The sequence below is a fragment of the Microbacterium sp. 05T445 genome (genome assembly GCF_056395865.1).
In genome coordinates, this window is sequence record NZ_JBFTKJ010000002.1 from 410,630 (window position 1) to 425,454 (window position 14,825).

The following is a 14,825-nucleotide window of genomic DNA, read 5'->3' on the forward strand; positions in this document are numbered from 1 at the left end:
TCACGTTCTTCGGAGCACACGAGCGCGCCCGTTCCGTAGACGTGTGAGAACTCCGAATTTCGGATGCCGCCACCGCGGCGCGAGCACCCACTGGTTGCCCACGCTACGACGCGAGATGGGCGCCGGCGGCGACCGCGCGGGCGATCGTGCGCTCGACCTCGTCCCACGCGTGCGCGACCTGTGCATAGGTGAACCGCAGCACCGTGTAGCCGTTGAGCACGAGCTGCGCGTCGAAGGCGACATCCTTCGTGCGCTGGGCCGACGTCGAGTGGTGCGCGAACCCGTCGATCTGAATGACCAGACGCTCGCCGATGAGCAGGTCGACGGGGCGGCCGAGGATCATCGCCTGCTGTTTCATCGGCAGTCCCCAGCCGCTCAGCCTGACGACGAGGATCGTCTCGAGCCCCGAGTCCGACTGATCCGAGGCGTGCTCGGCGCAGGCTCGAGCCTGCGGTGTGCGCCACCGTACGCGCCGGATCGCCTCCGGGATGATCTTCTCGACCTGCAGTGCGGAGTTCCAGACGACCTGGGCGGAATCGGGCGGCAGGCACAGCGCCACGTGCGCGAGCGTGTCCTCGACAGACTCGACCAACGCGAACCCGGGAGCGGGTGCGATGCGCTCCGTCCAATGCGCCGTGACGGGGGTGACCGGAGATGCCGCGTGGGGCGCCAGCCGGATGTGGATGTCGTCGGGGGCGTCCTCCGGCATCCACCATCCGCGTCGGCGCGCGGCCGAGACGCAGCTGAGGCTCGCCCCGTTCTCGGCCGCGGTGACCAGATCCAGGGGAGCCGTCTCGGTGGCGAGCCAATCCCGGCGGACGCGGCGAAGGGCGCCGGAACGCACCGCGTCACGGCGCACCGCGACGGAGAATCCCGCATTCGCCGCGGCGTACCGGTGCGCGATCCCGCCGGCGGACGCCACCCACTCGCGGAGGCGTGCGACGGCGACGGAATGACCGCGGGCGGGAGACTGCCTTCCGTCGACGGGGTTCACGTCAGCGATCGTGCCCTCACCGACGGCGTCGGAGCCGTCTGTCCACAGCTCGCATCGAGGCGCTGTTCCGACGCGAGGCTGGGGAGGAACCGGCTGACGCCGACGTCGCGCGGCCCGCGGCATCCGAAAATCGGAGTTCCGCCCGCCCTCGGGCTCCCGTCGGGCCTGAGGTCCGAAGATGGCGCGAGAATCCGAAATTCGGATGCCGTCGGCCCTGCACCGGATCCGGCTCAGCGCGCGACGAGCTCGTTCGCGGTGCGCAGCACGCGGGGGTCCGAGAGAGCGGATGCCGCGGGCCCCGGGCCCTCGTGGCGCACGAGCAGCGTCGCGCTCTCGCCGGGGAGCAGCGTCACGAGCGCGTCGGAGGCCACGGCGGCGGGGTCGAGCTTGTCGACGAGGAGTGCGAGGTCGCGCACCAGCGACCCGGCGGTGACCGTGACGAGCGTGCCCTGCTCGACCGGTTCGGTGCGCAGGTCGACGCGCGCGGCGGCGAGGGCGCTGTCACGCGGCTCGACGAAGAACCAGAAGCCGCGCACATCGCCCACCCCGGCGACGACGAGTTCGGCGGCGGCCTCGCCGGCTGTCGCGACGTCGGCGGGCAGGTCCACCGTGAGCGTTTCGCGCGGCGAGAGTGAGACCACCGCGGTGAAAGCCGCGCGCTCGTCGCCGCCGAACCCGACGCGGCGGGCGGTGAGTTCGCCCGCCCACGTCTCGGCGGTGTCGTTCACCAGCACGACGGCGAGCCCACCGTCACGCGGCTGCACGGTCGCCAGGCGCGGGGCGAAGGCCTGCTTCATGCCGTAGTACAGCGGCTTCGGCCGCTCGTCGCCGTCGATCGCCGCCCACGACGTCACCGGCCAGCAGTCGTTGAGCTGCCAGACGATCGCGCCCTGCGTGTGCGGCGCCCACGAGCGGAAGTGCTCCAGCGCGGTGCGGACGGCGAGGGCCTGGTTGAGCTGCATCGCCCAGTGCCAGTCCTCCATGGCCTCCGGCATCCGGAAATGGGGGACGAGGCCGCCGGTCAGCTTGGTGTTCCCGTCGGCGGCCTTCTGGTGCACGATCATGCCGGGCGACTCCGGGGTGAGCGGATCGTCCGACACCGAGCGGACGAGGGTCGACCACGTGGGCGGGCCCTGCCAGCCGAACTCGGCGACGAACCGCGGCCGATGGTCGCGGTAGGTCGTCCAGTCGAGGCGGTTCCACTGCTCCCACAGGTGCATCGTGCCGTGCCGCTCGTCGTTGGGGTGCGCGCCGGTCTGGGCGGTGCCGTCCCAGCTCGCGCCCGGGCTGAACGGGCTGCCCGGCGCGTACGGCACGTGCGGCGCGAGCTCGGCGACCAGCGCCGGGAGGAGCTCGTAGTAGTAGTGGGCGCCCCACGTCTTGCCGTCCAGGCGCGACTTCCACCCCCAGTCCTCGTAGCCCCACAGGTTCTCGTTGTTGCCGGTCAGCAGGACGAGGCAGGCGTGGTGGCCGAGCCTCACGAGGTTCTCCCGCGCCTCCGCCTCGATCTCGGAGCGCAGCGGCTCCTCCTCGGCGTAGGCGGCGCACGCGAACGGGAAGTCCTGCCACACCAGCAGGCCGCGTTCGTCGGCGAGCTCGTAGAAGTCGTCGGACTCGTACAGCCCGCCGCCCCACACCCGGATGAGGTTGAGGTTCGCATCCAACGCCTGCGTGAACCGGCGTTGCAGCCGGTCGCGCGTCACCCGCACCGTCAGCGCGTCGTCGGGGATCCAGTTGACCCCCTTGACGAACACGGGCCGGTCGTTGACGACGAGCGCGAACGGCGTCCCCGCCCCATCGGGGGTGGTGTCCCATCGCACGTCGCGGAAGCCCACCCGGCGCGTCGCCCGGTCGAGCACCGTGCCGTCGGATGCCGCGACCTCCACCGTGACGTCGTACAGCGGCTGCGCGCCGTACCCCACCGGCCACCAGAGCTCGACCTCGTCCCGTGCGAGGGTCAGGGCGGCGTCGGTCCGCCCGGCCGGGAGGGGGACGGATGCCGCGGCCTCGCCCGACCGCACGGTCACGGTCACGGTGTCCTCGCCGGCGCGTTCCAGCTCGACGTCGACCGCGATCGTGCCGCCGTCGCCGACGGGCGACGCGACCACGCGCGTCTGCGCCAATCGCGCGACCGACCACGACTCGAGCCGGACCGGGCCCACGATGCCGCTGGTGTACGTCGCAATGCCCCAGTCCCATCCGAAGCTGCACGCGGCCTTGCGGATCGCGTCGTAGGGCAGCGGGTACGGGCGCTGGCGGGCGCCGAGCGCGACGCTCTGCTCGTTGGCGTACTTCACCGGCGAGCGGAACCGCACGACGAGCTCGTTCTCGCCCTCCACGAGGGCGGCGCGCGCATCGAACCGGTACGAGCGGTGCTGGTTCGCCGTGGCGCCCAGCTCGTGGCCGTTGAGGAGGACCGTCGCCACGGTGTCCAGGCCCGCGAACGTGAGGTCGGTGCGGTCGGCGTTGTCGGGAGCCCACGCGAACGACGTGGAGTACGTCCAGTCCACGAGGCCGATCCAGGCGAGCGCCGACTCGTTGTCGTCGAGGAACGGGTCGGGGATGAGCCCCGCCGTGAGCAGATCGGTGTGCACGCAGCCGGGGACGGTCGCGGGGATGCTGCCGTCGTAACCGGCCGGGACGGGACCGGATGCTGCGCGCAGCGACCATCCTGACGCGAGCGGTCGGATGTCGATGAAGGAGGTCACGGAAGGCTCCTCGCGTGTCGGGTCGATCGGTGCCCGCGCGGCGGTGGGTCAGACCAGCTCGGCGAGGAACCGGGCCTGCGCGAGGAACTGGTAAGCCTGCCCGCCCTCGTGGCCGTTGTGCGTGTACACCTCGATGCTCTTGGAGCCGCCGCCATGCCGGTTGTACGCGGCGTACACCGTCGACGGCGGGCAGATGGTGTCCATCAAGGCGACCGAGTACAGCGCGGCGGCATCCGCCCGCTTGGCCATGTTGACGCCGTCGAAGTACGACAGCGTCTCGAACACGTGCTCGTCACGGCCGCGGTGCACAGACAGGTAGCGCACGACCTCCTGGTAGGGGTCGTCGTCGGTCAGACCGACGGCGCGTTCGAAGTGACACAGGAAAGGCACGTCGGGCATCACTGCCACCAGTCCCTCGGACAGGCCTGCGGCGGCGATCGCGATGCCGCCGCCCTGGCTCCCACCCGTCACGGCGACGCGATCGGCGTCGACCTGGGGGAGCGAGCGCACGGCGTCGACGGCGCGCACCGCGTCGGTGAAGACGCGGCGGTAGTAGTACGTCGAAGGGCTCTCGATGCCGCGGGTCATGAAGCCCGACGACGACGGGCCCGTGCCGTGCGGGTCGAGGGTGTCGCCGCCGGCGCCCCACATCGAGCCCTGGCCGCGGGTGTCCATGAGCAGGTGCGCGTAACCGGCGACCGCCCAGCCGAGGCGTTCGCCGGGAAGACCGCGCCCGCCGCCGTACCCCTGGTACTCGACCACGGCGGGAAGCGGACCGTCGGCGCCGGCGGGCAGTGTCAGCCATCCCTTGACGGGGTCGCCGCCGAAGCCGGGGAACGTCACGTCGTACACGTCGACCACCGTGAACGGAGTATCGATCCGGGTCAGCTCGGGGGCGGCATCCCATCGCCGGGAATCCGCGATCGTCGCGGCCCAGAAGTCATCGAAATCGGAGGGCTCTCGCACGTCGGGCTGGAAACGCTCGAGCTCAGCGGGGGATAGATCGAATCTCGGCACGGGCCCACCCTAATGCCCAGTCGATCGCCGCGATCGGTCAGCGGCGGAGAGGGCGACGAGGCCTCGATGGGGGAGGGGTATTCGAGGCCCCGCCGCCGGTCTCAGGAGCGCCGAAAAGGCGCTGATCGTCCGCTCCCCAGATCGGACGCCGGTTCGCCGAGGTCAGAGCCTGATCTCGGCGATGACCTCACCGTACTCGGTCTCCCCGACCGGTGTGAAGCCCACGCGCTCGAAGAAAAGCTGCGGTCCGCCGGTGCCCGCCTCGTAGATGACGTCGACGTGGTCCATGCCCCGGTTGCGCGCCTCTTCGATGAGCCCTGCGACGGCGAATCGGCCGATCCCACGGCCCTGGTCGTCGGCGTCGACGTTGATGCGCCACAGCACCGAGCGGAAGTGCTCCTGGGGGTCTTCGGGGTCGAAGTTCGCGCTCACGAAGGCGACGACCTGCTCTCCGTCGAGCACGACGCGCTGCCAGGTGGTCTGCGGGTTCACGACGGTCGCGGCGATGCCGTAGCTCACGGGGGAGAGGTACTCCTCCTGGCCGGGCTTGAGCGACATATTGTTGACCGCCACGATGGTCGCGGCGGACAGTTCGACGAGTCGCAAGTCACCCATAAGCCCCAGGCTAGCCCGGATAGCGGCATCCGGCACCGAGCAGTTCACGGATTTACACGGTGTTCATATCCGGAGATATCTTGACGTCGAGATAACTCCAGGGTGCTTGCGATAGGCTGAACGCCGACCCGCAAGAAGGACGTGACTGGTGACCGACTCGACCATCATCTACACCTACACCGACGAGGCGCCGGCCCTCGCGACCGCTTCGTTCCTGCCGATCGTGCAGGCCGTGACCCGCCAGGCGGGAGTGGACGTCGAGACCCGCGACATCTCGCTCGCAGGCCGCATCCTCGCGGCATTCCCGCAGAACCTCACGCCCGAGCAGCAGGTGAGCGACGCGCTCGCCGAGCTGGGCGGCCTCGCGACCCTCCCCGAGGCGAACATCATCAAGCTGCCGAACATCTCGGCCTCCATCCCGCAGCTGAAGGCGGCAATCGCCGAGCTGCAGTCCCAGGGCTACGACATCCCGGACTACCCGGACGAGGCGCAGTCGCTGGAGGAGAAGGACGTCCGCGCCCGCTACGACCGCATCAAGGGCTCGGCCGTGAACCCCGTGCTCCGCGAGGGCAACAGCGACCGCCGCGCCCCGCTCTCGGTGAAGAGCTACGCGCGCAAGCACCCGCACCGCAACAAGGCGTTCGCCGAGGGCTCGAAGACCCGCGTCGCGACGTTGGGTCACGACGACTTCAAGTCGAACGAGACCACCACCGTCATCCCCGCCGACGACGTGCTCTCGATCCAGCACGTCGCCGCCGACGGCACCGTCACGTCGCTGAAGACCGGCATCAAGGTGCTCCCCGGCGAGATCGTCGACGGCACCTTCCTGTCGGCCGCGGCGCTGGACGCCTTCCTCGCCGAGACGCTCGAGACGGCTAAGGCCGACGACGTGCTCTACTCGGTGCACCTCAAGGCCACCATGATGAAGGTCAGTGACCCGATCATCTTCGGCCACGTCGTGAAGGCGTACTACGCCGACGTGTTCGACAAGTACGGCGACAAGATCGCCGAGGCCGGCCTCACCCCCAACGACGGCCTCGGCGCCATCCTCGCAGGTCTGGCGAACGTCGACGGCGGCGCCGAGATCGCGGCCGCCTTCGCCGCCGCGACGGACGTGCCGCGCCTGTCCTACGTCAACTCCGACAAGGGCATCACGAACCTCCACGTGCCCTCCGACGTCATCGTGGACGCGTCGATGCCGGCGCTCGTGCGCAACGGCGGCAAGCTGTGGGGCGTCGACGGCGGCGAGGACGACACGCTCGCCGTCATCCCGGACTCGTCGTACGCAGGCGTCTACCAGACCGTGATCGACGACGTCATCGCGCACGGCCCGCTCAACCCCGCCACGATCGGCACCGTTCCGAACGTCGGGCTCATGGCGCAGGCCGCCGAGGAGTACGGCAGCCACGACAAGACGTTCGAGCTCGCCGCCGCGGGCACGGTGCAGGTCCTCAACCAGGCTGGCGACGTGCTGCTCGAGCACGCGGTGCAGCCGGGCGACATCTGGCGCGCGACGCAGACCAAGGATGTCGCGATCCGCGACTGGGTGAAGCTCGCCGTCACGCGTGCGCGCGCCACCGGCGCTCCCGCCGTGTTCTGGCTCGACGAGAACCGCTCGCACGACGCCGCGCTGATCGCGAAGGTGAAGACGTACCTCGCCGACCACGACACCGACGGCCTCACCATCGAGATCCTCGCGCCCGCAGCGGCGACCCAGTACTCGCTGGACCGTCTGCGCAAGGGCGAGGACACCATCTCGGTCACCGGCAACGTGCTGCGCGACTACCTCACCGACCTGTTCCCGATCCTCGAGGTCGGCACGTCGGCGAAGATGCTCTCGATCGTCCCGCTCCTCGCGGGCGGCGGTCTGTTCGAGACCGGCGCCGGCGGATCGGCCCCCAAGCACGTGCAGCAGCTGCTGGCCGAGGACTACCTGCGCTGGGACTCGCTCGGCGAGTTCTTCGCGCTCGCCGCCTCGCTCGAGCACCTCGCCGGCTTCACCGGCAACGGCAAGGCACAGGTGCTGGCAGACACGCTGGATGCCGCGACCGGCACGTTCCTCGAGAACGACAAGTCGCCGGGGCGCGCACTCGGCACCATCGACAACCGTGGCAGCCACTTCTACCTGGCGCTGTACTGGACGCAGGAGCTCGCGAAGCAGCAGGCCGACGCCGAGCTCGCCGCAGCGTTCGCGCCGGTGGCAGAGGCGCTCGCCGCGAGCGAGCAGAAGATCGTCGACGAGCTGATCGCCGTGCAGGGCTCGCCGGTCGAGATCGGCGGCTACTACCGTCCCGACGCCGAGCTGGTCGCGGGCGTCATGCGCCCCTCGGCCACGTTCAACGCGGTGATCGACGCGCTGTAGGCCTTCGTCACGCAGAAGAAGAGCGGATGCCCCGGGCCGGGGCATCCGCTCTTCTCGTCGACTGTGCGGGTCAGCTCACGACTGGACGCGCACCTCGGTGCCCATCGGCGCCCAGTCGTAGAGGAACTTCGCCACGTCGACCGGGAGGTTGACGCAGCCGTGGCTCATCCGGTGGCCGAAGTTGTTGTGCCAGTACGCGCCGTGGAGGGCCTGGTCGCCGTTGAAGTACATGACCCAGGGCACGTTCTTCGTGTAGTAGTACGGTGCCTTGGTGAGGTCGGGGTTGCCCATGTTCTGGATCGCCAGCTTCGCGCGGATGCGGAAGTTGCCGGTGTGCGTGTCGTGGCCCGGCAGGCCGGACGACATCCGGGTGGAGCTCACCACGGCGCCGTTCTCGTAGAAGTACACGGACTGGTCGCTGAGGTCGATGACGATGTTCCGCGCGAGCGTGGTGACGCTGACCGGCACCTCCTCGACGGGCAGCTTGTACGCGGCGTCGCCGGTTGCGAGCTGATCGGCGAAGGCGTCCGCGACGCCCGACGTGTCGCCGAGCTGGCGGCCCGACTGGCCGGCCGCGATCTCCTTGAGGATCTTGCCGCCGGTGTCGGTGATCTCGATCGCGTTCTCCGGGGCACGGTTGATCGTGGCGGCGAGCGTGTCGACGACCGGCTGGATGCCGGCGGCGTCGGCGGAGATCGCGAAACCCTCGCCCTTCGGGGTGACGGTCAGCCAGGACGCCGCAACGGCCCGGTCGATCGGCACGGTCCGTTCGTCGCCGACGTAGAAGCCGGCGGCGTCGAGCATGCCGTTGAGCTTGGCCACGGTGGCGTCGGCGACCGCGGTCGAGATGGTGGCGGGCACCTCGGCCTGGACGGCGTCGAGCTTCACGCGGGTCTTGCCCGCCTCGAACGCCGCCTGCAGCGCCGCCTGCACGGTGCCGACGTCGATGCCGGTGCCGGGGACGGCGGGCGTGGCGACGTAGGTCGCCGAGGCGGCGTCGAAGCCGAGCGTCGCGTCGACGGGGTCGGTGTAGAGCTTCGGTGCGGCGTCGCGGAGAGCCTCCGTCGCCGTCGCGGTGTCGAGCTCGACGGAGGCGCCCGTCTCGGCGAACCACGCCGTCGGGTTCCACATCGGGTGCTCGGCGAACGCCGCGTCGGCGAGGGCCTTCGCGTCGACCGAGGCACCGAGGTCCGCACCGGTGAGCTCGGCGTCGCCGCCGTCTCCGGTGAGCACGATCGTCGTCTCGGCGAGGCGCTGCGAGATCGCGTCGGCAGCCGCACCCGGGGTGAGCCAGCCGACTGGCACCCCCGCCACCGCGGTTCCGGGGGCGATGAGCATCAGCGAGGAGGCGACGAGCCCGATCGCTGCGACCGCGGCCGCCGCGCTGATCCACACGGCGGTGTGCTTCTTCTTGGGCTTCGGCTCGGCCGGAGCCCACGCGTACACGGGGGAGCCGTCGCCGGGAGCGCCGCCTTCCGCGGTCGCCTCCGCGACGGGAGCGGAAGGCGCGGGCGCGAGCACCGCCGTCGCCGTCGCGGCGTCCTCGGCGGCGGCCGTCGTCAGCGCCGCAGGTGCGGAGTCGTCCGACGCCTCGGACTCGGGGGCGAGGGCATCGGATGCCGCGGCCTCGGCCGCGGTGGAGTCTTCGGTCTCGGACGGGTCGACATCCGCATTCGCGTCGGCGATGTCGTCCGTGGCGTCCGCCTCGGCGTCTGCAGCGAGGTCGTCTGCGGCCTCCGTCTCGTCGGCTGCGTCCGCTTCGCCGCCGGTACCGGCCTCGACACCCTCGTCTGCGGCGTCCGTCTCATCGACAGTGTCCGGGGCGGCGGTGGTGTCCGTCTCGTCGGCGGTGTCCGTCTTGTCCGCGTCGGCGTCCGACTCATCGAGAGCGTCTGCCTCGTCGACCGTGTCCGTCTCGTCGTCGGCGGCACTCGTCTCTTCGGCGACGGCGGCTTCGTCCTCGACGGCGTCCGTCTCGTCGACGACGGCGGCTTCGTCCTCGACGGCGTCCGTCTCGTCGGCGGCGTCCGTCTCGTCGGCGACGGCGGCTTCGTCCTCGACGGCGTCCGTCTCGTCGGCGGCGTCCGTCTCGTCGACATCGGCGGCTTCGTCCTCGACGGCGTCCGCCTCGTCGGCGGCATCCACCTCGTCGCCATCGTCGACGACGGCATCCGTCTCGTCGACGGCATCTGCCGTGGAGGTCTCGGCCTGTGCCGATGCCTCGCTCTCGACGGCCTGCTCGGCCTCGACGGCGCCGTCCCCGGACGTCTTCTCGGCCTGCTGCTCGGTCGCCAGATCCGTCACGCCACACCCCCGAATGTGATCAACGCTTCCCACCCATGGTAGGCGACGGTGCTGGGTGTTGAGGTCACGGCCTCATCACACACGAACCGCCGGTCACACGGGGAAAGCGCGGACGCATGCGGGGAGCCGCGACGCGCCGTATGTCACAGTTTTGTAAAGCATCCGATCAAATCCGGTCGACGGGCTTGCGAAAAGTTAGTTCGTAAGGTCTACTAACAAACATGCCCAACTCGGAAGCGCAACGCGGCACTTCCACGATCGACACGCCGCAGAGTCCCGCCGCGAACGCTCGCGCCTTCGCTCCCGGTCGCACGCTGCGGCAGGGAGCCAAGGTACTGCCTGAGCACGCCCGCGGCCACAACCGCGCGCTCGTGCTGCAGACCCTGTTCCACCAGGGGGCGATGAGCCGCGCCGATCTCTCGCGCGAGACCGGACTCACGCGAGTCACCATCTCCGACCTCGTCGCCGAGCTCATCGCCGACGGCTTCGTGGCCGAGAAGGGCATCCGTGAGGCCTCCGGCCCCGGAAAGCCGGCGATCCTCGTCGACCTCGACCACGACGGCCACCGCATCATCGGCCTGGACCTCTCGGGCAGCGACACGTTCATCGGCGCCGTCCTCACCCTCGACGGCGGCATCGTCGCCCGTCGCGAGGTGCCGGTGCCCGCCGACGAAGACCTCGTCGCGACCGTCGTCGACCTCGCCCGCACGCTCGTCGCCGACTCGCACGCGCCGGTGCTGGGCATCGGCGTGGGCACCCCCGGTGTCGTCGACGACCACGGCGTCATCCTCACCGCCCCCAACTTCGGCTGGGCGGGCTTCGACCTCGAGGGCGCGCTGCAGGGTGCGCTGGGACTGCCGGTCCTCGTCGCCAACGACGCCAACGCCGCCGTGCTCGCCGAGTACACCTTCGGGGGAGCCCCCGACGACGTGCTGCTCGTCAAGGTCGGACGAGGCGTCGGCTCCGGCCTGCTGCTGGCCGGGCAGCCGATGCGCGGCAGCCGCTTCGCCGCGGGCGAGATCGGTCACGTCACCGTCGGAACCGACGGCGGGCCGCAGTGCGCGTGCGGGAAGGTGGGATGCCTCGAAGCATGGCTGTCGGTGCCCTCGCTGACCTCGCGGCTGCGCGCGGCATCCGATCCCGCCGCCCACGAAGGCATCCTGCGCGACGCCGGCGAGCGGCTGGGCATCGCCCTGGCCCCCGTGGTGGGCGCCCTCGACGTGTCGGAGATCGTGCTCTCCGGCCCCGCTGATCTTCTCGGCGGTCCCCTCGCGGACCAGACCGTCGAGACTCTCCGCGCGCGCACGCTCGCGCCGTCCGTCGACGAAGGCGTGCGAGTGCGGATGACGGAGCAAGGCCAGGACATCGTCCTGCGCGGCGCCGCCGTCATGGTCCTGTCTGGACAACTCGGGGTGTCCTAGACGAAAGCATGATCCTCCGGCGGGCCCGCGCCCTCCGGAACCCCGATCCCCCCGGATGGGCCACCCGGCCCTTCCGAACACCAAGAAGAACACGAAGGAATCACCATGAAGAAGACGCTCGGAGCTGTGGCGCTCATCGGCGCCTCGGCACTGGTGCTCGCCGGTTGCGCCGGCGGCGGTGGCACGTCGGGCGGCTCGTCCGACACCTCGGGCTTCGACCCCGAGGGCGCCAAGGACCAGAACATCACGTTCTGGGTCATGGGCGGCGACACGCCGGACGAACTGCGCGACTACCTCAAGGACGAGTACAAGAAGGCCACTGGCGGCACCCTCACCATCGAGGAGCAGTCGTGGGGCGACGCGCTCACGAAGCTGGCCAACCAGCTGCCCGACGCGAAGAACACCCCCGACGTCACCGAGATCGGCAACACCTGGTCGCCGACCTTCACCACCTCGGGCGCGTTCAGCGACCTCAGCGGCGTCTACGACGACCTCGGCGGCTCGGACCTTCTCAAGTCGTTCGTCGACATCGGCACGGTCGACGGCAAGCAGTACGCCCTGCCGTACTACTTCGGTTCGCGCTACATCACCTACCGCAAGGACATCTGGACCGCGGCGGGCCTGGATGTGCCCAAGACACTCGACGAGTTCAACGAGGACGTCAAGACGCTGCGCACGGCCGACCAGTCGGGCTTCTACATCGGTGGCGAGGACTGGCGCAACGGCATCTCGTGGGTCTTCGCCAACGGCGGTGAGCTCGCCAAGAAGGACGGCGACAAGTGGGTCTCGACGCTGAGCGACGAGAAGACCATCACGGGTCTCGAGCAGTTCCAGGACCTGTTCCAGAACGCCTCGAACGCCCCGGCCACCGAGGACGACAGCACCCCGTGGGTCAACATCAACAACGACAAGAACGGCAACCCGCCGACGGCCGCCACGATCATCGCACCCGGCTGGGCGCACTGGTCGATCGGTGACTTCGTCGAGGAGAAGACCGCTGACGACGGCACCGTGTCCGAGGTCCGCGAGTGGAACGACGACACCTTCGGCGTCTTCCCGCTGCCGGGCGTCAACGAGGGCGAGGCGGCCCCCGTCTTCGCCGGTGGCTCGAACCTCGGCATCTCGGCCAAGAGCGAGAAGCAGGCCGGCGCCAAGGAGCTGCTGCGCATCATCTACTCCGACGAGTACCAGCAGATGCTCGGCCAGAACGGCCTCGGCCCGGCGAACACCAAGTTCGTCGACTCGCTGGGTGACGACATCTTCGCCTCGGCTCTCATCGAGTCGGCCCTGAACTCGAAGCTCACCCCGGCGGCGCCAGGCTGGGCGGCGGTCGAGGGCCAGAAGATCCTCGAGGAGTTCTTCGGCAAGGTTGCGGCCGGTGGCGACATCCCCGCCCTCGCCAAGGAGTACGACGAGAAGATCGACGCCATCATCAACGGCTGACATTCAGCCACACCGGGGTCGCGGGCAGCGGCCCGCGACCCCGGACCCCTGCGAGACCCCCCGAAGGAGGCGGGCATGGCGGTTCCTGCCCCCACCACCCTCGAGCGCGACAGCAAGACCGACGAATCCGTCGGAGCGCGTCGTCGCTCGCCTGTTCCCTACTTCCTGCTGATCCCCGCGATCGCCATCCTGCTGTTCGGCATGGGCTATCCGGTCGTGTGGCAGGTCATCACGTCCTTCCAGAAGTACGGCGCCCTGCAGCAGCTCGGCGGCAAGGCCCCCGACTTCGTCGGACTCGACAACTACATCGCCGTCGCCACCAGCCCGACGTTCTGGGAAGTGGCGGTGCGCTCGGTGCTCTTCTGCCTCGTCACCGCGGCCGTCACGGTCGTCATCGGCATGGCGCTGGCACTGCTCATGACCCGGGTGCACTCGGCTGCGCGCATCACCTTGCAGCTCGCTCTGCTGCTGGCCTGGGCGATGCCCGTCGTCGCGGCCATGACCGTCTGGATCTGGCTGTTCGACCGTCGCCGCGGCGTCGTCAACTACCTGCTGGATCTCATCCCGGGCGTCGAGATGAACCAGTTCAACTGGATCGGCGGTGAGCCGTTCGTGTTCTTCATCGTCGCGTCGATCATCGTCACCTGGATGTCGGTGCCCTTCGTCGCCTTCTCGGCGTACGCCGGCCTGACGCAGGTGGGTGCCGAGATGATGGAGGCCAGCCAGCTCGACGGCGCCACCGGATGGCAGCGCCTGCGCTACATCATCCTTCCCGTCATCAAGCCGGTCATCATGATCGTGCTGCTGCTCAATCTGATCTGGGACCTCCGCGTGTTCACGCAGATCACGATGCTGCAGGACGCCGGCTCCAACTCGAGCGACTACGACCTCTTGGGCACGTACATCTACAAGATGGGCGTCGCCGGCCTGAACTTCGGTCAGGGCGCGGCGATGGCGATCTTCGTGCTCGCCCTCACGATCGTCCTCAGCTGGTTCTACATCCGCAGTCTTCTGAAGGAGGACCAGGTCTGATGTCCGCGTCCGCACAACTCGCGCCCGCTGCGGCGCCGACCCGGTCGGGGTCCTCGCGACCCGCGGCACCGGCGCCCACGCGCCGTCGTCCCCGCGGGTCGGCCGCGAAGTGGGGCTGGAGCGTCTTCGCGATCCTCATCGCGCTGATCTGGGTGTTCCCGGTCTACTGGATGGTCAACTCGTCGATGCTCTCGTCGGCGACCCTCGAGTCCTTCACCCCGACGTTCCTGCCCTTCGGCGGCTCGTTCGCGAACTACAAGAGCGTCATCGACGGCTCGTTCTTCGGCGCGCTGGGCATCAGCCTCTCGGTGACGATCATCGCGGTGTTCTGCTGCCTGCTGTTCGCGTTCCTCGCGTCGGTCGCGATCAGCCGGTTCCGCTTCCGCGGACGCGTGTCGTTCGTGCTCGCGATCCTCATCATCCAGATGCTGCCCGCCGAGGGTCTGTTCATCGCGCAGTACAAGATGATGAGCGAGCTCGGGCTGCTGTCTAACGTGCTGGGCCTGAGCCTGCTGTACATCGCGGCAGTCGTGCCGTTCACGGTGTGGATGCTGCGCGGCTTCGTCGCCGGTGTCCCCGCGGAGCTCGAGGAGGCGGCGATGGTCGACGGCCTCAGCCGCACCCAGGCGTTCATGCGCATCACGCTGCCGCTGCTGGCCCCCGGGCTCGTGGCATCCGGCGTGTTCGCCTTCCTGCAGTGCTGGAACGAGTTCACGGTCGCCCTGGTGATCATGAACGCCGAGAACCAGACCCTTCCGCTGTGGCTGCGCGGCTTCGTGCAGCAGAGCACCACCCGTGCGATCGACTGGGGCGACGTGATGGCGGCGTCGACCATCGTCGCGATCCCCGTCATCGTGTTCTTCGTGATCGTCCAGGGCCGCATGACCAGCGGGCTCGTGGCGGGGGCGGTCAAGGGCTGATGCACGTGC

Annotated in this window: 10 protein-coding genes; 5 read left to right on the forward strand and 5 right to left on the reverse strand. The window is 69.7% G+C overall.

The annotated features are described in order from the left end of the window. Positions 1-103 precede the first annotated feature (103 nt). The 4 genes from AC1DDU_RS11400 to AC1DDU_RS11415 all read right to left on the reverse strand — a co-directional run bounded on the left by AC1DDU_RS11400 (position 104) and on the right by AC1DDU_RS11415 (position 5,334). Positions 104-994 (reverse strand): endonuclease domain-containing protein, encoded by an 891-nt coding sequence (locus tag AC1DDU_RS11400; RefSeq protein WP_477434147.1) that lies wholly within the window; start codon positions 992-994, stop codon positions 104-106. A gap of 230 nt (positions 995-1,224) precedes the next feature. Continuing rightward, complete coding sequence (locus AC1DDU_RS11405; protein WP_477434149.1) at positions 1,225-3,702, reverse strand: glycoside hydrolase family 2 protein; 2,478 nt, start codon at positions 3,700-3,702, stop codon at positions 1,225-1,227. Between the two features lie 48 nt (positions 3,703-3,750). Continuing rightward, positions 3,751-4,719 (reverse strand): acetylxylan esterase, encoded by a 969-nt coding sequence (locus tag AC1DDU_RS11410; RefSeq protein ID WP_477434151.1) that lies wholly within the window; start codon positions 4,717-4,719, stop codon positions 3,751-3,753. A 162-nt stretch (positions 4,720-4,881) separates the two neighbouring features. Then, positions 4,882-5,334: a GNAT family N-acetyltransferase gene (locus tag AC1DDU_RS11415; RefSeq protein WP_477434153.1), complete on the reverse strand. Its 453-nt coding sequence runs from the start codon at positions 5,332-5,334 to the stop codon at positions 4,882-4,884. Between the two features lie 148 nt (positions 5,335-5,482). On the opposite strand from AC1DDU_RS11415, the gene AC1DDU_RS11420 reads away from it, so the two are divergent. Beyond that, entirely contained in the window at positions 5,483-7,696 is a 2,214-nt protein-coding gene (locus AC1DDU_RS11420) for an NADP-dependent isocitrate dehydrogenase (protein ID WP_477434155.1), read from the forward strand. 75 nt (positions 7,697-7,771) lie between these two features. On the opposite strand, the gene AC1DDU_RS11425 is transcribed toward AC1DDU_RS11420, so the two are convergent. Beyond that, positions 7,772-10,000 (reverse strand): L,D-transpeptidase family protein, encoded by a 2,229-nt coding sequence (locus AC1DDU_RS11425; protein WP_477434157.1) that lies wholly within the window; start codon positions 9,998-10,000, stop codon positions 7,772-7,774. Between the two features lie 221 nt (positions 10,001-10,221). On the opposite strand from AC1DDU_RS11425, the gene AC1DDU_RS11430 reads away from it, so the two are divergent. The 4 genes from AC1DDU_RS11430 (at position 10,222) to AC1DDU_RS11445 (ending at position 14,816) form a co-directional block, all read left to right on the forward strand. Continuing rightward, positions 10,222-11,421, forward strand: a complete 1,200-nt coding sequence (locus AC1DDU_RS11430; protein WP_477434159.1) for an ROK family transcriptional regulator — start codon at positions 10,222-10,224, stop codon at positions 11,419-11,421. Between the two features lie 105 nt (positions 11,422-11,526). Then, complete coding sequence (locus tag AC1DDU_RS11435) at positions 11,527-12,864, forward strand: extracellular solute-binding protein (RefSeq protein ID WP_477434161.1); 1,338 nt, start codon at positions 11,527-11,529, stop codon at positions 12,862-12,864. Positions 12,865-12,939: 75 nt separating this feature from the next. Beyond that, positions 12,940-13,896 carry a carbohydrate ABC transporter permease gene (locus AC1DDU_RS11440; RefSeq protein ID WP_477434163.1) on the forward strand — a complete coding sequence of 319 codons (957 nt, stop codon included), beginning with the start codon at positions 12,940-12,942 and terminating at the stop codon, positions 13,894-13,896. Continuing rightward, on the forward strand, positions 13,896-14,816 hold the full coding sequence (locus AC1DDU_RS11445; RefSeq protein WP_477434165.1) for a carbohydrate ABC transporter permease: 921 nt from the start codon (positions 13,896-13,898) through the stop codon (positions 14,814-14,816). Before AC1DDU_RS11440 ends, AC1DDU_RS11445 begins: the two co-directional genes overlap by 1 nt. The last annotated feature ends 9 nt before the right edge of the window (positions 14,817-14,825 follow it).

Excerpts from the sequence above, each read along its gene's own strand:
- AC1DDU_RS11415 (WP_477434153.1), bottom strand. The coding sequence starts at position 5,334 with ATGGGTGACTTGCGACTCGTCGAACTGTCCGCCGCGACCATCGTGGCG.
- AC1DDU_RS11435 (WP_477434161.1), top strand. The coding sequence starts at position 11,527 with ATGAAGAAGACGCTCGGAGCTGTGGCGCTCATCGGCGCCTCGGCACTG.
- AC1DDU_RS11445 (WP_477434165.1), top strand. The coding sequence starts at position 13,896 with ATGTCCGCGTCCGCACAACTCGCGCCCGCTGCGGCGCCGACCCGGTCG.
- AC1DDU_RS11440 (WP_477434163.1), top strand. The coding sequence starts at position 12,940 with ATGGCGGTTCCTGCCCCCACCACCCTCGAGCGCGACAGCAAGACCGAC.
- AC1DDU_RS11430 (WP_477434159.1), top strand. The coding sequence starts at position 10,222 with ATGCCCAACTCGGAAGCGCAACGCGGCACTTCCACGATCGACACGCCG.